This is a genomic window from Bradyrhizobium sp. UFLA05-108 (assembly GCF_059803455.1).
On sequence record NZ_JBANAZ010000049.1, the window covers coordinates 37,691 to 60,684 of the forward strand.

General features: G+C 64.6%; 21 protein-coding genes. 16 read left to right on the forward strand and 5 right to left on the reverse strand.

From position 1 onward, the window contains the following. Window positions 1-387: 387 nt before the first annotated feature. The gene (locus tag SO140_RS30235; RefSeq protein WP_449381222.1) at window positions 388-1,281 is read right to left on the reverse strand and encodes a LysR substrate-binding domain-containing protein; all 894 of its coding nucleotides are present in this window, start codon (window positions 1,279-1,281) and stop codon (window positions 388-390) included. 108 nt (window positions 1,282-1,389) lie between these two features. Here SO140_RS30235 and SO140_RS30240 point away from each other — a divergent pair, with 108 nt between their 5' ends. The 7 genes from SO140_RS30240 (at window position 1,390) to SO140_RS30270 (ending at window position 10,071) form a co-directional block, all read left to right on the forward strand. Then, window positions 1,390-2,139, forward strand: a complete 750-nt coding sequence (locus tag SO140_RS30240; protein WP_449381223.1) for an SDR family NAD(P)-dependent oxidoreductase — start codon at window positions 1,390-1,392, stop codon at window positions 2,137-2,139. Between the two features lie 14 nt (window positions 2,140-2,153). Next, entirely contained in the window at window positions 2,154-3,002 is an 849-nt protein-coding gene (locus tag SO140_RS30245) for a transketolase (protein WP_449381224.1), read from the forward strand. Continuing rightward, on the forward strand, window positions 2,999-4,018 hold the full coding sequence (locus SO140_RS30250) for a transketolase family protein (protein ID WP_449381225.1): 1,020 nt from the start codon (window positions 2,999-3,001) through the stop codon (window positions 4,016-4,018). The genes SO140_RS30245 and SO140_RS30250 overlap by 4 nt, the downstream gene beginning before the upstream one ends. 51 nt (window positions 4,019-4,069) lie before the next feature. Beyond that, window positions 4,070-5,095 carry a TRAP transporter substrate-binding protein gene (locus SO140_RS30255; protein WP_449381226.1) on the forward strand — a complete coding sequence of 342 codons (1,026 nt, stop codon included), beginning with the start codon at window positions 4,070-4,072 and terminating at the stop codon, window positions 5,093-5,095. Continuing rightward, window positions 5,092-6,960: a TRAP transporter large permease gene (locus SO140_RS30260; protein WP_449381227.1), complete on the forward strand. Its 1,869-nt coding sequence runs from the start codon at window positions 5,092-5,094 to the stop codon at window positions 6,958-6,960. The genes SO140_RS30255 and SO140_RS30260 overlap by 4 nt, the downstream gene beginning before the upstream one ends. Before the next feature lie 71 nt (window positions 6,961-7,031). After that, window positions 7,032-9,077, forward strand: coding sequence for a transketolase (gene tkt / locus SO140_RS30265; protein WP_449381228.1), 2,046 nt, complete (start codon window positions 7,032-7,034; stop codon window positions 9,075-9,077). A gap of 13 nt (window positions 9,078-9,090) precedes the next feature. Continuing rightward, the gene (locus SO140_RS30270; RefSeq protein WP_449381229.1) at window positions 9,091-10,071 is read left to right on the forward strand and encodes a D-2-hydroxyacid dehydrogenase; all 981 of its coding nucleotides are present in this window, start codon (window positions 9,091-9,093) and stop codon (window positions 10,069-10,071) included. A 25-nt stretch (window positions 10,072-10,096) separates the two neighbouring features. On the opposite strand, the gene SO140_RS30275 is transcribed toward SO140_RS30270, so the two are convergent. After that, entirely contained in the window at window positions 10,097-10,993 is an 897-nt protein-coding gene (locus SO140_RS30275; RefSeq protein ID WP_449381230.1) for a LysR substrate-binding domain-containing protein, read from the reverse strand. Between the two features lie 271 nt (window positions 10,994-11,264). Here SO140_RS30275 and SO140_RS30280 point away from each other — a divergent pair, with 271 nt between their 5' ends. From SO140_RS30280 to SO140_RS30320, 9 genes are read left to right on the forward strand one after another with little or no spacing between them, the layout of a single operon-like run. Next, a complete protein-coding gene (locus SO140_RS30280; protein WP_449381231.1) occupies window positions 11,265-12,299 on the forward strand; it encodes an ABC transporter substrate-binding protein in 1,035 nt (344 codons plus the stop codon). 4 nt (window positions 12,300-12,303) lie between these two features. Next, on the forward strand, window positions 12,304-13,347 hold the full coding sequence (locus tag SO140_RS30285) for an ABC transporter ATP-binding protein (protein ID WP_449381232.1): 1,044 nt from the start codon (window positions 12,304-12,306) through the stop codon (window positions 13,345-13,347). Next, the gene (locus SO140_RS30290; protein WP_449381233.1) at window positions 13,344-14,228 is read left to right on the forward strand and encodes an ABC transporter permease; all 885 of its coding nucleotides are present in this window, start codon (window positions 13,344-13,346) and stop codon (window positions 14,226-14,228) included. The genes SO140_RS30285 and SO140_RS30290 overlap by 4 nt, the downstream gene beginning before the upstream one ends. After that, window positions 14,225-15,031: an ABC transporter permease gene (locus tag SO140_RS30295; protein WP_449381234.1), complete on the forward strand. Its 807-nt coding sequence runs from the start codon at window positions 14,225-14,227 to the stop codon at window positions 15,029-15,031. Before SO140_RS30290 ends, SO140_RS30295 begins: the two co-directional genes overlap by 4 nt. A gap of 8 nt (window positions 15,032-15,039) precedes the next feature. Further along, window positions 15,040-16,176: an NAD(P)/FAD-dependent oxidoreductase gene (locus tag SO140_RS30300; protein ID WP_449381235.1), complete on the forward strand. Its 1,137-nt coding sequence runs from the start codon at window positions 15,040-15,042 to the stop codon at window positions 16,174-16,176. 31 nt (window positions 16,177-16,207) lie between these two features. Next, a complete protein-coding gene (locus SO140_RS30305; RefSeq protein ID WP_449381236.1) occupies window positions 16,208-16,504 on the forward strand; it encodes a (2Fe-2S)-binding protein in 297 nt (98 codons plus the stop codon). Continuing rightward, window positions 16,501-17,919, forward strand: a complete 1,419-nt coding sequence (locus tag SO140_RS30310; RefSeq protein ID WP_449381237.1) for an FAD/NAD(P)-dependent oxidoreductase — start codon at window positions 16,501-16,503, stop codon at window positions 17,917-17,919. The genes SO140_RS30305 and SO140_RS30310 overlap by 4 nt, the downstream gene beginning before the upstream one ends. Beyond that, entirely contained in the window at window positions 17,916-19,037 is a 1,122-nt protein-coding gene (locus tag SO140_RS30315; RefSeq protein WP_449381238.1) for an NAD(P)/FAD-dependent oxidoreductase, read from the forward strand. The genes SO140_RS30310 and SO140_RS30315 overlap by 4 nt, the downstream gene beginning before the upstream one ends. Window positions 19,038-19,055: 18 nt before the next feature. Further along, window positions 19,056-19,403, forward strand: a complete 348-nt coding sequence (locus SO140_RS30320) for a RidA family protein (protein WP_449381239.1) — start codon at window positions 19,056-19,058, stop codon at window positions 19,401-19,403. Window positions 19,404-19,412: 9 nt separating this feature from the next. Here SO140_RS30320 and SO140_RS30325 read toward each other — a convergent pair whose 3' ends face one another. From SO140_RS30325 to SO140_RS30335, 3 genes are all read right to left on the reverse strand, one after another. Further along, complete coding sequence (locus SO140_RS30325) at window positions 19,413-20,444, reverse strand: LLM class flavin-dependent oxidoreductase (protein ID WP_449381240.1); 1,032 nt, start codon at window positions 20,442-20,444, stop codon at window positions 19,413-19,415. Window positions 20,445-20,630: 186 nt separating this feature from the next. Next, on the reverse strand, window positions 20,631-20,876 hold the full coding sequence (locus SO140_RS30330; RefSeq protein ID WP_449381241.1) for a hypothetical protein: 246 nt from the start codon (window positions 20,874-20,876) through the stop codon (window positions 20,631-20,633). 47 nt (window positions 20,877-20,923) lie between these two features. Further along, window positions 20,924-22,987 (reverse strand): ATP-dependent helicase, encoded by a 2,064-nt coding sequence (locus SO140_RS30335; protein WP_449381242.1) that lies wholly within the window; start codon window positions 22,985-22,987, stop codon window positions 20,924-20,926. Window positions 22,988-22,994 lie beyond the last annotated feature (7 nt).

The following is a 22,994-nucleotide window of genomic DNA, read 5'->3' on the forward strand; positions in this document are numbered from 1 at the left end:
TGCAGCAGGTCAACCGATCGTCTCAGCAGAGGGTACGGTTAGTTTTTTGCGCTCGGCGGCTCCATGCTTCTCTGCAGGAGCAACCGCACCTAGGTCCCCGATTCCAGATTTGCAGCCTGGTGCGCCCATACTGGAGCAACGGCAACAGCGAACGGGCGTGGCGCTTGCCGGCTTCCTCGCCGTGTCCCGGACTTTGCACATGATGGGAGCCAACTACGAACCCACTGGGCTGCGATAGTCTTCCGCATCCTCGGATGTCGGGTTGAAGCTTTCTCACGGGCGCACCGGTGCTGCCGTCGCCGAGCCGCTCACTGCGCCGTCGCTTAAAGTTCCATGGACTGGTTTCTCGATCGTCGCGTTTCGCGCTGATCGAGCAATGGAGGGCTGCTAACGTGTTTGGACCCCATGAGTTAGTTTCAACTCCTTTGCAATCCACCTGGTAAACGTACGGACCGATCGCCTGTGCTTGGCCTGCGGCGGGCACACGAGGTAGTGGCCGACATAGGTGACGTCGCGAGCGCGCCCGGCGAGCGGTGCGACCAGCTGGCCGGTCGCGAGCTCGCGTTCGGCTAGCCGCGTCGATTCCAGGGTGACCCCGAGCCCGTCGGTGGCCGCGGCGATAGCCATGAAGCTGCGGTCGAACCGAAATCCGCCGGGGCTCGGTGCGGACAGGCCGTTTGTGGCGAACCAGGCGTTCCAGCGAACGCGCTTCTGCTCGCTTTCGATGAGCACCAGTTTCAAGAGGTCGGCAGGCTCACGGATCGCGCCGGCGAGAGACGGTGCGCACATAGGACGGATCGTCTCTTCGCCAAGAGGCAATACGGACAAGCCCTCCTGCCGCGGCGGCCCATAGCAGATATCGACGTCGAACTCGTCGTTGCGAAAGTGGGGATAGTCGACGCCAGCGGCGAGGCGCACCTCGAGTTCGGGATGGCCTTCAATCAGGCTTCGCAGGCGCGGCATCAGCCATTGCGCCGCCATGCTCGGCGCGCAGTGGATTCGCAACAGGTTTGACGAGCGCGCGCTTGCGACCTCGAGGCCGTGTCGCAGCTCGTCGAATCCACTCGAGACGCGACGCAACAGCTCATCGCCCGCCAGGTTGAGCCGCACTTTGCGGCCGTCGCGCTCGAACAGCGTTGTTCCGATCTGGTCCTCGAAGGCACGGATCGCGTGGCTGACCGCGCTCGGCGTCAGGCCCAATTCGCTTGCTGCCGCGCGGAATGATCTGGTGCGGGCGGCCGCCTCGAACACTCGCAATGCGCTGAGCGGAAGCTTGGACATGCCATAGGTGAACACAATTCACCTATTGATGCAAATTCCATGTATTTTCCAGCCTCTCCCTCCCAAACATAGTCAGCGGCAATCGAAACAAGATCTCACGGAGGGAACATGCTTTTGGCAGGCAAAACTGCGATCATTTCTGGAGCCGCCGGCCTGCGCGGGATCGGCTTCGCAACTGCAAAAACATTCGCAAAGAACGGCGCGCGCGTCGCAATCCTCGACATCGATGCCAAGAGTGCGGCAGGTGCCGCGGCCGAGCTCGGCAAGGACCACATCGGGTTGGCCTGCGACGTGACGAACAAAGCCGACTGTGAGCGCGCTGTCTCCGACGTGCTCAAGGCCTTCGGCCAGATCGACATCCTGATCAACAACGCCGGCATCACCCAACCGGTCAAGGTCTGGGACATTTCGTCCGAGGACTGGGATCGCATCCAGGACGTCAATCTGCGCGGCGTGCTCTTTCTCTCGCAGGCGGTCATGCCGCATATGCGCGATCGCAAATCCGGTGCGATCGCCTGTATGTCGTCGGTTTCGGCTCAGCGCGGCGGTGGCATTCTTGGCGGCGCGCATTATTCGGCGGCGAAGGCCGGCGTGCTCGGTCTTGCCAAGGCGATGGCGCGCGAACTGGGTCCCGACGGCATCCGCGTCAATTGCGTGACGCCCGGTCTGATCCAGACCGACATCAACGCCGGCAAGATATCCGAGGAGAAGCGCAAGGAGATTATTGACGGCATTCCGCTCGGCCGGCTCGGCGTGCCGCAGGACGTCGCCAACATCTATCTGTTCCTGGCTTCCGACCTCTCTGCCTACACGACGGGCGCCGTCATCGACGTCAACGGCGGCATGCTCATCCACTGAACGAGGGGACGGTCATGGCTGAAGCCGCAATGCGTACCAACGAGCCCGACATTGCCGAACGTGCCTACCGCATCCGGCGCAATGCGCTTCGGATGGGTGAGGTTCAAGGGCAGGGCTATATCGCCCAGGCACTCGATATCGCCGACGTGCTGGCCGTCGCCTACTTCCACGCGATGCGCTACCGACCTGAAGATCCCGCTTGGGAGGGGCGTGACCGCTTCCTGCTTTCGAATGGCCATTACGCCATTGCGCTCTATGCGGCGCTGATCGAGGCCGGAATTGTTCCGGATGCGGAGCTCGAGACGTACGGTTTTGACGACAGTCGGCTGCCGATGTCGGGCATGGCCAGCTACACGCCTGGCATGGAGATGTCCGGCGGTTCACTCGGACTTGGCCTCAGCATCGCGGTCGGCATGTGCCTCGGCCTCAAGCGCAAGGGTTCTGACAGCCGCGTCTACACGCTGTTCTCCGACGGCGAGCTCGACGAGGGCTCGAAGTGGGAGGCCATGATGTCGGCAGCCCACTACAAGCTCGATAACCTCATCGCCGTCGTCGACGTCAACAATCAGCAGGCCGATGGCCCCTCGGGGCAGATGATGGGCTTCGAGCCGCTGGCTGACAAGATCCGCGCGTTCGGCTGGTTCGTGCAACGGGTCGACGGCAACGATCTCAACGCCGTCGTTGCCGCCTTCGATGCAGCCAAGGCGCATGATGGCGCAAGGCCACGCATGATCATCGCCGACACGCTTATGGGCAAGGGTGTTCCTTTCCTGGAAGCGCGCGAGCGCAATCACTTCATGCGGGTGGATCAGCACGAATGGCAGCTAGCGCTGCAAGCTCTGGACGCAGGGAGGCAAGCATGAAGCCGGCCACAACGACAGCTGCGGCGGCAGCCAAGGACAAGCCGCGGCTTACCACCTCGGCCATGATTGCCTCGATTGCCGGCGAAGGACAGGCGACGAAGCCGGCTCCGTTCGGCCATGCGCTGGTCGAGCTTGCGCGCCAGCGAGCCGACATCGTCGGCATGACCGCCGATCTCGGCAAGTACACCGACCTTCACGTGTTCGCGAAGGAATTTCCGCACCGCTACTACCAGATGGGCATGGCCGAGCAGCTCCTGTTCGGTGCTGCATCCGGTCTCGCTGCGGAAGGGTTCACGCCGTTCGTCACGACCTACGCCGTTTTCGCCTCTCGCCGCGCCTATGATTTCATCCACCAGACGATCGCGGAGGAGGATCGCAACGTCAAGATTGCTTGCGCGTTGCCAGGCCTGACCTCCGGTTACGGGCCAAGTCACCAGGCCGCCGAGGATCTGGCACTGTTCCGCGCGATGCCGAACATGACCGTCATCGATCCCTGCGACGCCCACGAGATCGAGCAGGTGGTGCCGGCGATCGCGGCGCATCAAGGCCCGGTCTACATGCGGTTGTTGCGCGGGCAGGTGCCGCTCGTGCTCGAAGAATACGGCTACAGATTCGAGCTCGGCAAGGCCAAGCATTTGCGCGACGGCACCGACGTGCTCATCATCTCCTCGGGCCTGCTCACGATGCGGGCTCTGGAAGCCGCCAAGCAGCTCGAATCCGACCGCGTCGACGTGGCCGTGCTGCACGTGCCAACCATCAAGCCGCTCGACACAGAAACGATCGTGGAGGCGTGCCGCAAGCCGGGTCGTATCGTCGTGGTCGCCGAGAACCACACCGTGATCGGTGGATTGGGCGAGGCGGTGGCGGCGGCCCTGATGCGGGCGCGCGTCCATCCTGCTTTCCACCAGATCGGCTTGCCCGACGAATTCCTCGCCGCAGGCGCGCTGCCGACGTTGCATGATCGCTACGGCATTTCGACGGAGGCGATATGCGCCTCCATCAAAAGCTGGAGATGAAGGACACAACCTTCACGACAGACCAATAATCAAACAAACAGGGAGAAGGAAATGACCAAGGAAGCGAAGAGGGGCTTGACGCGTCGTGCTGCGTTGGCCATGGGCGCCGCCATACCCCTTGTCTCCATCATCTCGCGGCGCGGCGACGCCGCCGAATTCACCCTCAAATTCGCGACCGGTCAGGACCCCTCGCATCCCGTGAACAAGCGGGCGCGCGAAGCCATCGACCGGATCAAGCAGGCGACCGGCGGCCGCGTCGAGATCAACCTGTTTCCGGCCAATCAGCTCGGCTCCGATACCGATCTTCTCGGTCAAATCCGCAACGGCGCCGTCGACTATCTGAACATCGGCGCTTCGGTTCTCGCCACGCTGGTGCCAGGCGTCGGCATCGTCAACACCGGCTTCGCCTTCAGCTCCTACGATGCCGTGTGGAAGGCGATGGACGGCGATCTCGGAAATTTCGTCAAGGGCGAGATCGAGAAGCTGGGCGTTCTTCAGGTCTGCAAGTCCTGGGACAACGGATTCCGCCAGCTCACGTCCTCCACCCGCGAGATCAAGACCCCGGATGACCTCAAGGGCTTCAAGATGCGCGTCCCCGCGGCGCCGATCCTGACCAGCCTGTTCCAAGCGCTCGGCGCAGGTCCGACGCCGATCAATTTCAACGAGGTGTACTCCGCGCTGCAAACCAAGGTGGTCGAAGGGCAGGAGAATCCGCTGGCGATCATTTCGACGGCCAAGCTCTACGAGGTGCAGAAATATTGCTGCCTCACGAGCCACGTATGGGATGCCTATCTCATCCTGGGCAACCGCCGCTCGTTCTCGCGCCTGCCGTCCGACGCGCAGGAGATCGTGACGCGCGAATTGAACAAGGCGGCCGATGACGAGCGTGCCGACATCGCCGCGCTGTCGAAGTCGCTGCGCGACGAACTGGCGGCCAAGGGTCTCAACTTCGTCGAGGTCGACAAGGGCGCCTTCCGCACGACGCTCGGCAAGACCAGCTTCTACAAGGATTGGCGCGAAAAGTTTGGTGAGAAGGGCTGGACGCTGCTCGAGCAGGCAGTAGGCAAATTGGGATGAGCGCCATCCACGCCGACGACCCCGTGGCCGGAAGCATGAGCTCCGGCCTGGTGGTCAAGCTCGACCGGCTGCTCGCTTTGGTCACCGAGCCGCTCGCGGCGTTCGCCGTTGCGGCCGAGATCGTCATCCTGCTCACGGGCGTGATCGCGCGATTCGTCTTCAATCATCCCCTGACATGGTCGGATGAGCTCGCGTCGATCACATTCCTCTGGCTGGCCATGCTGGGTTCGGCCATTGCGTTGCGACGCGGCCAGCACATGCGCATGACCGCGCTGGTGGAGCGCACCGCCGGCGCGAGGCGGGAGTTGCTGGAGGCGCTGGCGACCATGGCGCCCGCGCTGTTCCTGCTCTTCATTCTTTCGCCATCCTTCGATTTTGCGGAGGACCAGGCTTTCGTTCACACCCCAGCGCTTGGTCTGAACGACGCCTTGCGCGCCGCGGCGGTGCCTGTGGGTGTCGTGCTCATGCTCGCCGGTACACTTGTTCGGAGCCTTCGCCTCGGAGCCTTGCAGCTTGCTCTGGCGGTTGCGATTCTCGCTGCTTTCGCGGCGGGACTCTATCTCCTCACGCCCTGGATCGTCGCGATCGGCAACTGGAACCTGTTGCTGTTCTTCACGCTGCTGCTCGGCCTCTGCGTGCTCGCAGGCGTGCCGATTGCCTTCTGCTTCGGCCTGTCGACGGTCGCCTATCTCGTGGTCGCGACCACGACGCCGTTGCAGGTCATCCCTGGCCGCATCGATGAGGGCGTGAGCTCGCTCATCCTGCTCGCCGTGCCGTTGTTCATCCTGCTCGGCTACCTGATCGTGATGACGCGCATGGCGTCATCCATGGTGAAGTTCCTGGCAGCGCTGGTCGGTCACGTCGAAGGTGGCCTGGCCTACGTGCTGCTCGGTGCAATGCTGCTCGTCTCCGGCATTTCGGGCGCCAAGACCGCGGACATGGCTGCTGTGGCACCCGTGCTGTTCCCGGACATGAAGCGACGAGGCATTCACGAGGGCGAGCTCGTGTCGCTGCTAGCGGCATCCGGCGCGATGGCCGAAACGATTCCGCCGTCGATCGTGCTCATCATCATCGGATCGGTGACGGGCGTCTCCATTGCGGCCCTGTTCACCGGCGGCATTCTTCCCGGCGTCGTTCTGGCGTTGGCCTTGGCCTTTGTTGCGCGGCGGCGGATGTCCGAGGGCACTGGTGCGGACCGCGGCGTGACGACGGCGCGCGAAATCGGGCGCACATTCCTCGTCGCTGCGCCCGCGCTGATGCTTCCCGTGCTGATCCGCGTCGCGGTCAGCGAAGGCGTGGCGACGGCGACGGAAGTGGCGACCATCGGCATCGCCTATGCCTTCGTCGTGGGAATCATCGTCTACCGTTCGTTCGACTGGCGCCAGCTTTATCCGGCCCTGGTCGGCACAGCGGCACTTTCGGGAACCATCCTGTTCATCATTGGCGCGGCGACCTGCATGTCCTGGGCGTTGACGCAATCGAACTTCTCCCATGCGCTCGCGGGCGCGCTGGCGCAGGCTCCTGGCGGACGGTACGGCTTCCTTCTCTGCTCGATCGTGCTCTTCGTCGTGCTTGGCAGCGTGCTCGAGGGAATCCCGGCAATGGTGCTGTTCGGTCCGTTGCTGTTTCCCGTCGCCAAGCAACTGGGCGTGCACGAGGTGCACTATGCCATGGTGGTGATCCTGGCGATGGGCATCGGATTGTTCGCGCCGCCCTTCGGCCTCGGCTACTACGCGGCCTGCTCGATTGGACAGGTCGATCCGAACTCCGGCCTCAAGCGCATCTGGAGCTATCTCGCTGCGCTCGTTGTCGGTCTCGTGGTCGTCGCCTTCGTTCCCTGGATCTCGACGGGATTTCTTCCCTGATGCGCTGAACGCGCACTTAACCCAGGCGACGCCGGTCTCACCGGTGCCGCCCGCAACAGGTGTCATCGCCAATGTCGATCAGTCCTTCGATCACCTCAGACACGTCGCGCGCTCCCGCTGACCTGCACAAGCGCATGGCCGACGCGATCCGCTTCTTGTCGCTCGATGCGGTCGAGCGCGCAGCGGATGGCCATCCCGGCGCTCCGCTCGGTTGCGCGGAGATCGCAACCGCGCTGTTCACGCGTCACATCAAGTGCAATCCGGCCGATCCGCTTTGGCCGGATCGCGACCGGTTCGTTCTGTCGAACGGCCATGGCTCGATGCTGATCTATTCGCTGCTGCACCTGTCCGGCTATGCCGGCTTTCCGATCGAACAGATCAAGCAGTTTCGCGAGCTCGGCTCGCACACCCACGGCCATCCCGAGCGGGCGCCCGATCTCGGCATCGAGGTCACGACCGGCCCGCTCGGACAGGGCATCGCCAACGCGGTCGGCATGGCCGTGGCGGAAGCCTGGCTGAGTGCGACCTTCGGCGAGGAAATCGTCAATCATCGCACCTACGCCATCGTCGGCGACGGTTGCCTTCAAGAAGGCATCGCTCACGAGGTCATTTCGCTCGCCGGTCATCTGCGCCTGGGGAAGCTTTGCTTTCTGTGGGACGACAATCGCATGACCGATGACGGTCACACGGATTTCGCGATCTCCGAGGACGTGCGCGGGCGTTTCCGCATCGCCGGTTGGCAGGTCATCGATGCCGACGGTCATGATGTGGATCAGGTCTCGGCGGCACTGCTATTGGCCGCATGCGACCCGCGCCCGACCATGATCGCCTGCCGCACCACCATCGGCAAGGGATTGCCGCGGCTCGAGGGCAAGCGCGGCGCGCATGGCGGGCGCGTGTTCGCCAAGGATCTGGAAGAGGCGCGCGCGGCCGCGGGCTGGACGGAAGGACCGTTCGAGATTCCCCGCGACGTCACGGAAGCCTGGAAGAACGGCGTCACCGATCGCAACCGGCCCGCCTACGAGTCGTGGCGCGCCCGTGTGGCCGCCATGCAGCCGGAGAAGCGCGCCATGTTTGAGCGCGCGATGGCCGGCGAGCTTCCGGAGGGATGGAGCGATGCGCTGGCCGCGTGGCGCCGCAAGATGGCGGCCGAAGGTCCGATCCGCTCCACCAACGAGGCGACCGCCGATATCGTTGCGCTGCTCGCCGAGACGATCCCCGAGCTGATTTCCGGCGCCCCCGACCTCGAAGGCCCGACCAATTGCAAGCGTACCTTGCAGGCATTCACGTCCGCAGATCCCGCCGGCCGTTACGTGCACTACGGCATCCGCGAGCACGCCATGGGTGCGATGATGAACGGCATGGCCGCGCATGGCGGCGTGTTGCCTCTCGGCGCCACCTATCTGGTTTTCTCTGACTACATGCGGCCGGCGCTGCGGATGGCCGCGCTGATGGAATTGCCGGTCGTTACGGTCTACAGCCACGATTCCATCGGCATCGGCAAGAACGGGCCGACCCACCAGCCGGTCGAATTCCTGGCCTCGCTGCGCGCGATGCCGAACATGGCGGTGTTCCGCCCCGCCGATCATGTGGAAGCCGCCGAATGCTGGGAGCTCGCGTTGCGCCGCAGGCTCGGCCCGTCGTCGATGATCTGCTCGCGGCAGGGCCTGCCGCCGGTTCGCACTGGGGATAGCTCCGCCAATCTTTGCTCGCGTGGAGCCTATGTGCTTGTCGAGGCCGATGGCGCGCGATGCGCCACGCTGCTGGCAACGGGCTCGGAGGTCCAGATCGCGCTTGCGGCGCGGCTTGTCCTGCAGGCGCAGGGGGTACCCACCGCGGTGGTCTCCATGCCGTGCTGGGAACTGTTCGAGGAGCAGGATGAAGCTTATCGGGCAGGCGTTCTCGGCAAGGGCGTGCGGGTCGCGGTCGAGGCGGCGGTGCGGCTCGGTTGGGACCACTGGATCGGAGACCGGGGCGGATTTGTCGGCATGTCCTCTTTCGGCGCGTCAGGCCCGGCCGATGCATTGTTCGTCCATTTCGGCATTACCGCCGAGAAGGTTGCGGGAATGGCATTGGGATTGCTTCGCGATAAGCTGACCGCTGCCTTGGACAACTGACCGCGAGAGCAAGATGGCCAACCTATCGGAACCAGTCCGTATCGTATTTCTTGACCGGGACACGATGCCGCCGGAGATTCGACTTCGGCCGCCGTCGTTTCGGCACGAAGTTCAGGAGTACGCAACGACCGCGCCGCAGGACATCGCGAGCCGGATAGCGGACGCCCACATCGTGATTACCAACAAGGTGCCTGTTCGACGCGCGGAATTGCGGGCGGCGCCGCAATTGCGCTTGATCGCGGTTGCGGCCACGGGATACGACGTCGTCGATATCCATGCCTGCGAAGAGCGCGGCGTTGCCGTCTCGAACATTCGCGGCTATGCGGTCAATACGGTCCCGGAGCACACTTTCGCACTGATATTCGCGCTTCGTCGCAGCCTGACTGCTTATCGTGATTCAGTCCGCAACGGCCGATGGCTCGAATCCGGCCAGTTCTGCTATTTCGACTTTCCCATTCGCGATCTGGCCGGCTCGACGCTCGGCATCATCGGTGACGGCGCACTCGGTCGTTCCGTTGCGGATATCGGCCGCGCGCTCGGAATGCGCGTGCTGTTTTCCACCTATAAGGGCGTGGAGGGGATGGGTCCCCTCTACACACCCTTTGAGGAGGTGCTGCGTACGTCGGACGTCATCACCTTGCACGCGCCATTGATGCCGGCGACACGTAACATGATCGCTGCGGGCGAATTCGCCGTGATGGAACGGCGCCCGCTTCTGATCAATACCGCGCGCGGCGGCCTCGTCGACGAGACCGCGCTCGGCGATGCCCTTCGCTCCGGCAAGATCTCCGGGGCAGGTTTCGACGTCGCGACTGTCGAACCGCCCTCAGCCGATCATCCGCTGATGCAATTGGTCGGATTGCCGAACTTCATTCTGACCCCGCACGTGGCCTGGGCGAGCCACGAGGCCGTGCAGGCTCTCGCCGACCAGCTCGTCGACAACATCGAGGCCTTCTGGAACGGCGCTCCGCGCAATCTTGTCACAGCAGCATAACGTCGAACAAGCGACGAAGAGCGAGCTACGCCTCCATCCCCTCCAGTGCACGCCGCAGCGCCTCGACCAGATCGAGCGCCACCGGTGAGGGGCTGCGCTGCGCGGGAAAGACGGCGGAGAATTCGAAGTCGATGCGCGGCAGGAAGCGACGCACGATGACGCCGCGGGTCGAAAATTCCTGCGCGGTGAAGGGATCGCAGATCGCAACCCCGAGTCCCGACGACACCATTCCGCACATGATCTCCGACAGCGTGGTCTCGACGCGCAGCACGCGGCTGACGTCGTTGCGGTGGAAGACCTGGTCGACGAGATGCCGGCTCGCAGATCCCGCCGAGAGCGATATGAAGGTCTCGCCCTCGAAATCGCGCGGCTCCAATACGTCCTTTTCTGCCAGGCGATGTCCGGCCGGCAGCACCGCGACGCGCGCCAGCGCCGGCAGCCGCAGGCCCGGCAGACCGGCAGCGATCGGCACTTCGGCAAAACCGATATCACACTGATTGTTCAGCACCCAGTCCACCACGATCGGCGAGATCACGCCGAAGAAGGCGAGGTTGAGGTTGGGCCGCTCTTTCAGGAAATGCCCGGCGAGCCGCGGCAGGTAGCCGTTCGCGAGCGCCGGCAGCGCGGCGATCCGCAATGAGCCGGTGCGACGGCCGCGAATCTCCTCGGCGGCGGCAGCGATACGCTCGAGGCCCACGAAGGACCGCTCCACTTCGGTGTAGAGCGCCGTTGCGGCTGCGGTCGGCACGAGCCCGGTGCCACGGCGCTCGAACAGCTCCATCTTCAAGAGGGCCTGGAGGTCGCGGAGCAACCGGCTGACCGCCGGCTGCGTCACGACCATCAACCTCGCGGCCTCGGTCACGCTGCCGGTCAGCATCATCGCGCGGAAGGCTTCCACTTGCCGCGAATTGATCCGCGCCATTCCGGCCTCTCTTCATAACATTTCGGCATGCAGAAGGTGCCATTATTCATTGGACGATGGAAGTGTAGCTCTGCGATCTTTTTCATCAGCGCTGAAGTCAGCCCGCTTTTTCGGCAGATCGGGGCCTAAAGCCCGCCGATCGCATCAAAACCCGTGAGCAGGGGCCGGAGCCCTGGTCGGATCGGGATTTTGCGCCGAAGGGAACGCGGGCGCGCTTCGGTCGTCTGATCGTCGACACGTCACCTCATCCCGGTCTTGGAGATTGGTCCTTATGAAGACACTCAGCCTTCTCACAGCGGTCACCATCGCGGCGCTCGCCGCGGCCCCGTCGGTCGTCTCGGCACAGCAGAAGACGCTCTATGTCGCCGGTTATGGCGGCTCGTTCGAGAAGACGATCCGCGACGAGGTGATCCCGAATTTCGAGAAGGAGAACGGCGTCAAGGTCGAATACGTCGCCGGCAACTCCACGGATACGCTCGCCAAGCTTCAGGCGCAGAAGGGCAATCAGCAGATTGATGTCGCGATCGTCGACGACGGCCCGATGTACCAGGCGATCCAGCTCGGCTTTTGCGGCAAGCTCGACGGCCTGCCGTCCGACCTCTATGACGCCGCGCGCTTCAAGGACGATAGTGCAGTCGCGATCGGTCTCGTCGCGACTGGGTTGATGTACAACACCAAGGTGTTTGCGGAGAAGGGCTGGGCGCCGCCGACCTCGTGGAACGATCTGAAGGATCCGAAATACGCCAAGCAGCTCGTCATCCCGCCGATCAACAACACCTACGGCCTGGAGGCGCTGGTGATGCTCGCCAAGATGAACGGCGGCGGCGAGTCGAACGTCGATGCGGGCTTCAAGATCTTCAAGAACGACATCAATCCGAATGTGCTCGCCTATGAACCGTCGCCGGGCAAGATGACCGAGCTGTTCCAGTCCGGCCAGGCCGTCATCGCGGTGTGGGGCACGGGACGTGTGCAGAGCTTTGCCAATACCGGCTTCCCTGTCGACTTCGTCTATCCGAAGGAGGGCGCTGCAACGCTCCTGACGACCGCCTGTCCGATCGCCAAGTCCACTGCTTCGCCGCTCGCGGCGAGCTTCATCAAGATGCTGCTCGATCCCAAAATCCAGCTCGTTATGCTGAAGGACTATGGCTACGGCCCGGTGCTGAAATCGCTCGTCGTCCCGCCGGAGCTCGGCAAGATGGCGCCGATCGGCGAGCGCGCGGCCAAGCTCTATAATCCTGACTGGACCGTCATCAACGAGAAGCGCGAGGAATGGACCAAGCGGTGGAACCGCGAGGTCGAGCGCTAACGCGATGGCCTTCCTCGAGCTCGATCGCGTCGGCAAGCAGTTCGGCTCGCAAACCGTTGTCGACGATTTCAGCCTTGCGGTGGAGAGGGGTGAGTTCATCTCGTTCCTCGGTCCCTCCGGCTGCGGCAAGACCACGACGCTCCAGATGATCGCGGGCTTCCTGGAGCCGTCGCGCGGTGCGATCCGGCTGGAGGGGCGCGATCTGACCAGGGTGCATCCAGCGAAACGTGGCCTCGGCATCGTGTTCCAGAGCTACGCGCTGTTTCCGCACATGACCGCCGCCGAGAACGTCGCCTTTGGTCTGGAGATGCGTGGCGTGCCGAGGGACAAACGCACGGAGCGCGTTCGCGCGGCGCTGGGGATGGTCGGGCTTGCCGGTTTTGAGGAGCGCTATCCGCGGCGCATGTCGGGCGGCCAGCAGCAGCGCGTGGCGCTGGCGCGGGCGCTGGTGATCCAGCCGAGCGTATTGCTGCTCGACGAGCCGCTATCGAACCTTGATGCCAAGCTGCGCGAGGAGATGCAGATCGAGCTGCGCCAGATCCAGCGCACCATCGGCACCACCACGATCCTCGTCACCCACGACCAGAACGAGGCGATGTCGTTGTCCGACCGCATCGTCGTGATGAGCCAGGGCAAGATCGAGCAGATCGGCACGCCGCAACAGACCTATGAGCGGCCGGCATCGGCCTTCGTGTCGCAGTTCCTCGGCAAGACCAACGATTTCGCCGCGACCGTCGATCGGACGGCTCAGCCTGCGCGGCTGGTCGCCGGCTCCTGGCAGGCGCCGGCCCCGGCAGGCGCGAGCGGCGTGGTGACGATCAGCCTTCGCCCCGAGCGGATCAGCTTTGCTGATGTTGGCCTTGCGGCAAAGATCGTCACGCGGATTTTCCAGGGCAATCACTGGCTGTTCCAGTGCGAGACCGAGTGCGGACCGGCGATCGTGATCCGGCAGAATGATGGGACGCCGCAGCCGGGCGAAGGCGAGGCGGTCCATCTCACATGGCGCGTGGAAGACATGAGCCTGCGCGGAAGCGGAGGCGCCGTATGACCGCCGCCGGCACGTCAACGCAATCTGCCGAGACGCGCGCGTCCTGGGCGCTGACGTTGCCCGCGCTGATGCTGTTCGTCGGCGTGCTGGTGATCCCGCTTCTCATGACCGTGATGCTCTCGTTCCACGACTGGGGCCAGTACAAGGGCATCGAGCCGGTCTTCATCCTGAAGAACTGGCAGGAGATCGCGAGCGATCCCTATTACGCCGAGATGTTCTGGCGGACGTTCCGCATCGCGCTGCTGGCAACGCTGATCACCGCCGTGCTCGGCGCGCCAGAGGCCTATATCCTCAACCGTATGAGCGGACGCTGGAAAGGCATCTTCCTGCTCCTGATTCTCGGGCCCCTTCTGATTTCGGTAGTGGCGCGCACGCTCGGCTGGGCGCTGCTATTCGGCGGCAATAATGGCCTCGTCAACAAGCTCCTGATGTCTCTCGGTCTGATCCGCGCGCCGCTGCCCTTCATGTTCACCGAGACCGGCATGGTCGTAGCGCTCGCGCATGTGATGATGCCATTCATGGTGCTCTCGGTCTGGGCAGCGCTCCAGCGCGTCGACCCGCAGATCGAGAACGCCGCGATGTCGCTCGGGGCCGGCGCCTTCACCATCATCCGCCGCATCATCCTGCCGCAGATCATGCCCGGTGTGCTCTCGGGCGCGATCATCGTGTTCTCGCTGTCGGCGAGCGCGTTCGCAACGCCGGCGATCATCGGCGGTCGTAGGCTGAAGGTCGCGGCAACGCTCGCCTATGACGAGTTCCTCAACACGTTGAACTGGCCGCTCGGTGCGGCGGTCGCGGTGCTGCTGCTGCTCGCGCTGGTGCTGATCGTCGTCGGCAGCAATGCGCTGATCGAGCGCCGCTATGCCGAGGTGTTCCGATGAGGACGAACGGCCCGCTCGCGCTCACCTTTCACACGCTCTTCGTCGTCTTCATGCTGGCGCCGATCGTGGTGGTCTGCCTCGTCGCCTTCACGCCCGAGGGGTTCCTCTCGCTGCCGACCAACGGCTTCTCGCTGCGCTGGTTCAGGACGATCGCGAGCTATCCGGAATTCGTGCACGCGTTCTGGGTCAGCCTCGGGCTCGGGATGGTGTCCTCCTTCGTTGCGCTGATGTTTGCCGTGCCGGCGGCACTGGCGATTGCGCGCTACAGATTTGTAGGCCGCGATGCGCTGGCAGCGCTGTTCCTGTCGCCACTGATGATCCCGCACGTGGTGCTCGGCATCGCCTTCCTGCGCTTCTTCACCTCGCTCGGGCTCGGTGGCACCTTTGCGGCGCTGCTGATCGCCCATGTCATCGTGGTGTTTCCCTTCGCACTCCGCCTGACGCTGGCGGCGGCGACCGGCATGGATCGCTCGGTCGAGATGGCTGCGGTCTCGCTTGGTGCCGGCGGCTTTACGCTGTTTCGCCGCGTGACACTGCCGCTGATCCTGCCCGGCGTGATCAGCGGGTGGGCACTCGCCTTCATCCAGTCCTTCGACGATCTGACGATGACCGTCTTCCTGGCGGCGCCAGGCACTGAAACATTGCCGGTCAGGATGTTCCTCTATATCCAGGACAACATCGATCCGCTCGTGACATCCGTCTCAGCGAGCGTCATCGCAGTCACCATGACTGCCCTCATCCTGCTCGACCGCTTCTACGGGCTCGACCGCGTGCTCGCAGGCAAGAGCGATCCCGGGCGATAGGAGAACGCATGCACAGGGAATATGACGTCGCCGTCGTTGGCGGCGGACTGCTCGGCTCCGCCATTGCCTGGGGGCTCGGCCGGCTCGGCAAGAGCGTCGCCGTGCTCGACGAGGGCGACATCGCCAAGCGCGCCTCGCGCGCGAACTTTGCGCTGGTGTGGGTGCAGAGCAAAGGGCTCGGCATGCCCGCCTATACCGTGTGGACGGTGCGCGCGGCGCGGGCCTGGCCAATGCTTGCCGCCGAATTGAAGGATCAGACCGGCCTTGACGTCTGCCTCCAACAGTATGGCGGCTTTCATCTGACGCTCGGCGAGGACGAGTACGAGCAGCGCACCCAGCTCGTCACGCGCATGCACAACCAGGTTGGCGCGGCCGATTACAGGATGGAGATGCTGCCGGCCTCAGAGGTGAAGAAGATGCTGCCGCTGATCGGCCCGGAGGTGTCGGGCGGCAGCTTCTGTCCGTTCGACGGTCACGTCAATTCGCTCCGTACTTTTCGCGCGTTCCATACCGGCTTCAAGGCGTTCGGTATCGACTATTTTCCGGAGCGCCCGGTCTCGGCGATCACGAAGAGCGGCGGCGAATTCGGCCTGACAACGCCGCAAGGCGAAATCCGCGCCCACAAGATCGTGCTTGCCGCGGGCAATGCCAACCAGACGCTGGCGCCGATGGTCGGCCTCTTCGCGCCGATGGGGCCGACGCGCGGCCAGATCGTGGTGACCGAGCGCACCGTGCCGTTCCTGCCGCATCCGCTGACGACCATCCGCCAGACAGACGAGGGCACTGTCATGATCGGCGACAGCAAGGAAGACGAGCTCGACGATCGCGCGCTGAGACATTCGATCAGCTCCGTGATGGCGGACCGCGCGCAGCGGATGTTCCCGCATCTGGCGCGGCTCAACGTCGTCAGGAGCTGGGCCGGCATCCGAGTCATGCCGCAGGACGGCTTTCCAATCTACGACCAGTCGGAAACTCATCCCGGCGCGTTCGTCGCCTGCTGTCATTCCGGCGTGACGCTCGCCTCCAACCACGCCTTCGAGCTTGCCCGCATGGTCGCAGGCGGCGCGCTCGAGCCGGAGCTGGTCGGCGCGTTCTCAGCGTGCCGCTTCGGAGGCGAGGGCGCAACGAACGACAGTGGCTACTAGCGACTTCAGAGAAGGAGCCAAGAGGCATCCAATGTTCAGACGATCCGATCAGGACAAGCGTCCATCGTTGCAGATCTTCGTCGACGGCGTTGCCGTCGAGGCGCGCGAGGGCGATACCGTATCCGCCGCGCTGCTCGTCTCGGGGCGTGACGTGCGCCGCGCGACCGCGGTGAGCGGTGCGCCGCGGCTGCCCTATTGCATGATGGGCGTGTGCTTCGACTGCCTCGTCACCATCGATGGCGTCGGCAATCGCCAGGGCTGCCTGGTGCCGGTCGCCGCCGGCATGCAGATCGAAATTCAGAAGGGCAAAAGGGAGGTCGGCCGATGAACACGACGCCTCAGCGCGACGCTTACGATGTCGTCGTCATCGGGGCAGGGCCGGCCGGTCTTGCTGCGACCGCGACCGCGTCGGCAGCAGGCCTGTCGACGCTGCTACTCGACGAGAACCCGGGCCCTGGCGGCCAGGTCTGGCGCGCCATCGCGTCGACGCCCGTGACAGCGCGCGACCAGCTCGGCGCCGATTATTGGGCAGGTGCCGAACTCGTTGGCGAGGTGCGGTCCAGCAAGGCCGAGATTATCCATCGCGCAACCGTGTGGAGTCTCGATCGTCATCGCGAGATCGGGATTTCTGTCGGCGGCGCATCCACCTTCGTCAAGGCGCGGCGCGTCATCCTTGCGACCGGCGCGCTGGAGCGGCCGTTTCCGATTCCGGGCTGGACACTGCCGGGCGTGATGACCGCGGGCGCCGCACAGACCATGCTGAAGTCGTCGGCGCTGGTGCCTGATTGCCGCACGGTGATCGCGGGGCAGGGGCCACTGCTGTGGTTGCTCGCAGCGCAGATCCTGCGCCTTGGCGGTCGTATCGATCGCATTCTCGATACGACCGAACGCAAGAACTACCTGGCCGCGCTGCCTCACGCCTTCAGCTTCCTGACGTCGCCTTACTTTGCGAAGGGCCTTGCGATGATGCGCGAGGTGAAGGCCGAGGTACAGGTGGTGACTGGGGTCACCGAGCTTGCCGCGGCCGGCGAGGGTCGGCTTGCCAGCGTAAGCCATGTCGCAGGCAGCCGTCGCGAGACGATCCCAGCGGACCTTCTTCTCCTGCATCAGGGCGTCGTGCCCAACGTCAATCTCGCGATGGCGGCGGGCGTTGAACATCGCTGGGATGACCTGCAACTCTGCTGGTCGCCGATGCTCGATGCCAATGGCGGCACCTCGATCGAAGGCATCGCGATCGCCGGTGACGGCGCCGGTATTGGCGGCGCAAACGCCGCGGTGGTTCGCGGCCGCATCGCTGCACGGGCTGCAGTCGAGGCGCTTGCGCCTGCAGCCGCCGCGAAGCTCTCGTCGATGGCCGCGCTGCGTGCCGATCTGGCCAAAGCCGAGCGCGGTCGCGTCTTCCTCGACACGCTGTTCCGTCCCGCGCGGCAATTCCGCATTCCCGCAGGCGACACCATCGTCTGCCGCTGCGAGGAGGTGACCGCCAAGGACATCGTCGATGCCGTCGCGATCGGCGCGACGGGGCCGAACCAGCTCAAGGCCTATCGCCGCACCGGCATGGGGCCGTGCCAGGGTCGCCTGTGCGGCCTCACCGTCACCGAGCTGATGGCGGAGGCGCGCGGCAAGACGGCGCAGGAGATCGGTTACTATCGGCTGCGCGCGCCGGTGAAGCCGATCACGCTCGCCGAGCTTGCGGCGATGCCGAAGACCGACGATGACATAAAGGCGGTGGTGCGCGGATGACGAAGCTTGCGGATGCCATCATCGTGGGTGGCGGCATCCACGGATGCTCGACGGCGCTGCACCTGACGCTGGCCGGCATGAAGCCGGTGCTGATCGAGAAGGATTATGCCGGCCGTCACGCGTCCGGCGTCAATGCCGGCGGCGTGCGCCAGCTCGCGCGCCGCGTCGCCGAGATCCCGCTCTCGATTCGCTCGATGGGGATCTGGGAGCGGATCGAAGAGCTGCTCGACGACGATTGCAGCTTCGAGAGCCATGGCCAGGTTCTGGTCGCGGAGAACGAGACCGAGCTTGCGGCATGCCGCGCGCGTGTCGCCGAGTTGAACGCGCTCGGCTTCACCCACGAGGAGCTGATCGACGGCGCCGAGCTGCGACGGCTGGTGCCTGCCGTCGCCGACACCTGCCCCGGCGGTGTGGTCTCGCGCCGCGACGGCGCGGCCAATCCCGCCCAGACCACGACGGCGTTTCGGCGCAAGGCGGAGCAGCTCGGCGCAACCGTGCGCGAGGGCGTGGCCGCAAGCAACGTCCGCCGCGAGGATGGGCTCTGGCGCGTCGATGTCGGCGCTGAAACCTATGCCGCGCCGGTTCTGGTCAACGCCGCCGGCGCGTGGGCAGGGCGTATCGCCGCCGCGCTCGGCGAGCCGGTGCCGGTCGAGACCGTGGCGCCGATGCTGATGATCACCTCGCGCGTGCCGCACTTCATCGACCCCGTGGTGATCCTGCGCGGCCGCAAACTGTCCTTCAAGCAGTTCAAGAACGGCACCGTGTTGATCGGCGGTGGACATCTGGCAACGCCGGACCAGGACCGCAACGAAACGGTGCTGGACTGGCCGAGCCTCGCCATCAGCGCCCGCACCGTATTCGAGCTGTTTCCGGTGATGCGGGATGCCACCATCATGCGCGCCTGGGCCGGCATCGAAGCGAAGACAAAGGATGATCTGCCCGTGCTGGGCCCGAGCGCCCGCCATGCCGGTCTGTTCCATCAGTTCGGCTTCTCGCTGCACGGCTTCCAACTCGGCCCCGGCGCTGGCGCAGTCATGGCGGAGTTGATCGTGAACGGCGGCACCCAGACCCGGATCGGCGATCTCGCCATCGACCGCTTTCGTTCCTTCAGCTCTTAGAACCAACAAGAGGACATCATGACCATCACGCGCAGCATCCGCACGCCCATCATGCACCGCACTGTCGAGGCCAATGGCTTCGTGTTCGTCGGCGGCACGATCGCCGACGACACCTCTGTCTCGATGGGCGAGCAGACCCGCAACATCCTCGGCAAGATCGCAGGCTATCTGAAGGAGGTGGGCAGCGATGCCTCCCGCATCGTCAGCGCCTCGATCTTCGTGACCGATCTGTCGAAGAAGAAGGAGATGGACGCGGTCTGGACCGAGTTCTTCGGTGACAATCTGCCGGCACGCGCGACCGTCGGCGTCGCTGATCTCGGCGGCAGCGCGCTGATCGAGGTCGTCGTCACCGCGCTCAAGGGCTAAGGCTAAACCTCAGCCCATGATCTCCTTGACCATCGGGATCACCTTGCTGCCATAGAGCTCGATGCTGCGCATAAGCTTCTCGTGGGGCAAGGGCCCTGCGGAATATTTGAGCTGGAAGCGCGAGATGCCGAGCGCCTTCGCGGTCGCGGCGATCTTGCGCGCGACCGTCTCGGGCGAGCCGACATAGAGCGAGCCGTGATCGGCCTCGTGCACGAACTCGTCGCGGCCCATCGGCGGCCAGCCGCGCTCCTTCCCGATGCGGTCGCGCATGGTCTTGTAGTCGGCCCACAGCTCCTCGCGCGCCAGCGCATCGGTCTCTGCGACATAGCCGGGCGAATGCACGCCGATCGGCTTCACCGCGCGGCCGAATTCCTTGTAGGCGCGGTGATAGAGCTCGACATAGGACGCAAAGCGCCTGGGATCGCCGCCGATGATTGCGAGCATCAAGGGCAGATCGTAATGCGCGGCGCGCACCACCGATTCCGGGCTGCCGCCGACGCCGATCCAGGTTTTGAGCTCGCCGTGCTCGACCGGCGGATAGACGAGCTGGTTCTTCAGCGGCGGACGCAGCTTGCCGTCCCAGGTCACCGGCTTCTGGGACAGGAGTGCGGCGAACAGGTCGAGCTTTTCCTCGAACAGCTCCTCGTAACGGCGCAGGTCGAAGCCAAACAGCGGGAAGGATTCCGTGAACGAGCCGCGCCCGAGGATCACCTCGGCGCGACCGTTCGAAAGCGCGTCCAGCGTCGCAAAGCGCTGGAAGACGCGGATGGGGTCATCCGAGGAGAGCACCGTCACCGCGGAGCCCAGATGGATGCGTTTGGTGCGGGCCGCGATCGCGGCGAGCGCGACTTCCGGCGAGGAGATCGCGAAATCGGCACGGTGATGCTCGCCGAGCCCGATGAAGTCGATGCCGAGCTCGTCCGCCAGCACGGCCTCCTCGACGACGTTACGGATCACCTGCGCATGCGGCAGCGGCATGCCGCCAGCGTCCTTGGTGACGTCGCCAAAGGTATCCAGTCCGAATTCGAGCGATGCGGTCATTGATCAGGTCTCTCGAGCATGATCCGGAAAAGCGTGAAGTGGTTTTCCGAAAGGATCATGCTCAAACAATAGCGAAGGCAGCTGCAGATCTAGTCGTCGGCTTGCCCGTCACAATACCGCTTCAGGAAATCCATGGTTTCCGTTTCGCGACCGGGCGATGCCTGTTGATGGCCGCTGCAGCTCGCATCAAGGCCCGAATTTTTCCGCCATCGCCTCGGGGGCGCGCGCCTGGAGAACGCGGCGCTTCAGCTGCTTCAGCTCCTTGATTTCGGCGACGATGGCCTCGACCGCACGCTTCTGCTGCTGGCGCAGGGTGCGCTGGTCCTTGACGGGAAGGGGTCTCTTGCCTTTCGACGTCTGGATTACCTCGCGTGCGAGCTTCCGCAGCGCATCGAGCTCTGCCTTGATTGCGTTCTTGCCTGCTGTCGTCATCTCCATGCTCCCTTGGAATTCCTCAGGCTTCGGACGCGCGGCCAGCGCTAGCGCCACATGCCCCGCATCCTGGCTCCGATATCGATCTTCGGCCCCTGCGCCGCGGTCCGCGCCGTGCCGGCTTGCGTCTTCGGCCAGGCCGTCCGCTCGAACAGAGGAACGAGCGCTTCCGGAATGAAACGGGTGCGCGAGGCGTAGACGTGGCGATCGCCCGAAGCGGCCTGACCGTGCGTGAAGAAACGCTGCGGCACGATCAAATGCAAGTCGTCCTTGGCGCGGGTCATCGCGACGTAGAGCAGGCGGCGCTCCTCCTCGAGCTCGGCGCTGGTGCCAGCGCCGAGATCGGACGGCATGCAGCCGTCGACCACGTTGAGCAGGAACACCGACTTCCACTCCTGGCCCTTGGCGGAATGGATGGTGGAGAGGATCAAATAGTCCTCGTCGAGCAGGGGAACGCCGGCCTGATCGGATGTCGCATCCGGCGGATCGAGCGTGAGCTCGGTGAGGAATTTTTCGCGCGAAATATAGCCGCTTGCGATCTGCTCGAGCTGCATGAGATCGGCGCGGCGCGTCTCGGCATCCTCATGGATGCGGTCGAGATGCGGCTCGTACCAGAGGCGCGCACGCTCGAGGTCGGCGGGCCATTCCGAATAGCTGAGATTCTCGACCGTGCGAATGAAGGTGGTCCAGTCGTCGCCGGTGCGCGGCGGTGCGGGAAGTTTTGTGAGTGCGGCAAGCGGCGAGGGACTCTCCGCCATGTGGTCGAGCACGCGCTGCGCCGTTGCAGGTCCAACGCCGGGCAAGAGATGCAGGATGCGAAAGCCGGCGACGCGGTCGCGCGGGTTCTCGATGAAGCGCAGCAGCGCCAGCATGTCCTTGACATGCGCGGCGTCGAGGAATTTCAGCCCGCCGAACTTGACGAAGGGGATGTTGCGGCGGGTCAACTCGATTTCCAGCGGACCCGAATGCGAGGAGGTGCGGAACAGCACCGCCTGGTGCTTGAGCAGCGAGCCCTGCTCGCGATTGGCCAGGACCTGCTCGACGATGTAGCGCGCCTGCTCGGCCTCGTCGCGCACGGCGACGAGCTGCGGCTTGTGCGAAGAGGTGCGGTCGGTCCAGAGATTCTTGGTGAAGCGCTCCCGTGCAAGGCCGATCACGCCATTGGCGGCCGCCAGCACTGCTTGCGTCGAGCGATAGTTGCGGTCCAGCGTGATGATCTCGGCGCGCGGCGAAAAGCTTTGCGGGAACTCGAGGATGTTGCGCACGGTGGCGGCGCGGAACGAATAGATCGACTGCGCATCGTCGCCGACTACGGTGAGGCCTCGGCCCTCCGGCTTCAGTGCCAGCAGGATGGTCGATTGCAACCGGTTGGTGTCCTGATATTCGTCGACCAGTACTTGATCGAAGCGGCCGCCGATCTCCTCGGCGATGCCAGCGTCGCTCATCATCTGCGCCCAATAGAGCAGGAGGTCGTCATAGTCGAGCACGTGCTGCGCCTGCTTGGCCTCGACATAGGCCGCAAACAGCCGCTTCAGCTCCGAAGACCAGCCCGCGCACCAGGGATAATGCTGGCCGAGCACCTTTTCGATCTCCAGCTCGGCATTGACGCAGCGGGAATAGATCGACAGGCAGGTGCCCTTCGCTGGAAAGCGGGTTTCGGTTCGCGACAATCCGCAGTCATGCCGCACCAGATTCATCAGGTCTGCTGAATCTTCGCGGTCGTGGATGGTGAAGGCCGGATCGACGCCGATCCGCTCGGCATATTCGCGCAAGAGCCGCGCGCCGATGCCGTGGAAGGTGCCGGCCCAGCTCAAGGCATCGCGCATGATCGCGGCGTTGTTCTCGCCGAGCACTTTTCTGGCGATCCGCTCCACGCGGGCGGCCATCTCGGCGGCCGCGCGGCGCGAAAACGTCATCAGCAGGATCCGGCGCGGGTCGGCGCCCGCGACGATCAAATGCGCGACCCGGTGGGCGAGCGTGTTGGTCTTGCCGGAGCCGGCTCCGGCAATGACGAGGAGGGGGCCGCCGATGGTGCTGCCATCAGCCACGCCATGCTCGACGGCGCGGCGCTGCTCGGCATTCAGCGTGTCCAGATATGTCGTAGTCGCCACGAATCGC

Excerpts from the sequence above, each read along its gene's own strand:
- SO140_RS30235 (WP_449381222.1), bottom strand. The coding sequence starts at position 1,281 with ATGTCCAAGCTTCCGCTCAGCGCATTGCGAGTGTTCGAGGCGGCCGCC.
- SO140_RS30320 (WP_449381239.1), top strand. The coding sequence starts at position 19,056 with ATGACCATCACGCGCAGCATCCGCACGCCCATCATGCACCGCACTGTC.
- SO140_RS30310 (WP_449381237.1), top strand. The coding sequence starts at position 16,501 with ATGAACACGACGCCTCAGCGCGACGCTTACGATGTCGTCGTCATCGGG.
- SO140_RS30300 (WP_449381235.1), top strand. The coding sequence starts at position 15,040 with ATGCACAGGGAATATGACGTCGCCGTCGTTGGCGGCGGACTGCTCGGC.
- SO140_RS30330 (WP_449381241.1), bottom strand. The coding sequence starts at position 20,876 with ATGACGACAGCAGGCAAGAACGCAATCAAGGCAGAGCTCGATGCGCTG.
- SO140_RS30275 (WP_449381230.1), bottom strand. The coding sequence starts at position 10,993 with ATGGCGCGGATCAATTCGCGGCAAGTGGAAGCCTTCCGCGCGATGATG.
- tkt (WP_449381228.1), top strand. The coding sequence starts at position 7,032 with ATGTCGATCAGTCCTTCGATCACCTCAGACACGTCGCGCGCTCCCGCT.
- SO140_RS30255 (WP_449381226.1), top strand. The coding sequence starts at position 4,070 with ATGACCAAGGAAGCGAAGAGGGGCTTGACGCGTCGTGCTGCGTTGGCC.
- SO140_RS30280 (WP_449381231.1), top strand. The coding sequence starts at position 11,265 with ATGAAGACACTCAGCCTTCTCACAGCGGTCACCATCGCGGCGCTCGCC.
- SO140_RS30260 (WP_449381227.1), top strand. The coding sequence starts at position 5,092 with ATGAGCGCCATCCACGCCGACGACCCCGTGGCCGGAAGCATGAGCTCC.
- SO140_RS30315 (WP_449381238.1), top strand. The coding sequence starts at position 17,916 with ATGACGAAGCTTGCGGATGCCATCATCGTGGGTGGCGGCATCCACGGA.
- SO140_RS30305 (WP_449381236.1), top strand. The coding sequence starts at position 16,208 with ATGTTCAGACGATCCGATCAGGACAAGCGTCCATCGTTGCAGATCTTC.
- SO140_RS30245 (WP_449381224.1), top strand. The coding sequence starts at position 2,154 with ATGGCTGAAGCCGCAATGCGTACCAACGAGCCCGACATTGCCGAACGT.
- SO140_RS30295 (WP_449381234.1), top strand. The coding sequence starts at position 14,225 with ATGAGGACGAACGGCCCGCTCGCGCTCACCTTTCACACGCTCTTCGTC.
- SO140_RS30285 (WP_449381232.1), top strand. The coding sequence starts at position 12,304 with ATGGCCTTCCTCGAGCTCGATCGCGTCGGCAAGCAGTTCGGCTCGCAA.
- SO140_RS30290 (WP_449381233.1), top strand. The coding sequence starts at position 13,344 with ATGACCGCCGCCGGCACGTCAACGCAATCTGCCGAGACGCGCGCGTCC.
- SO140_RS30250 (WP_449381225.1), top strand. The coding sequence starts at position 2,999 with ATGAAGCCGGCCACAACGACAGCTGCGGCGGCAGCCAAGGACAAGCCG.
- SO140_RS30325 (WP_449381240.1), bottom strand. The coding sequence starts at position 20,444 with ATGACCGCATCGCTCGAATTCGGACTGGATACCTTTGGCGACGTCACC.
- SO140_RS30240 (WP_449381223.1), top strand. The coding sequence starts at position 1,390 with ATGCTTTTGGCAGGCAAAACTGCGATCATTTCTGGAGCCGCCGGCCTG.
- SO140_RS30270 (WP_449381229.1), top strand. The coding sequence starts at position 9,091 with ATGGCCAACCTATCGGAACCAGTCCGTATCGTATTTCTTGACCGGGAC.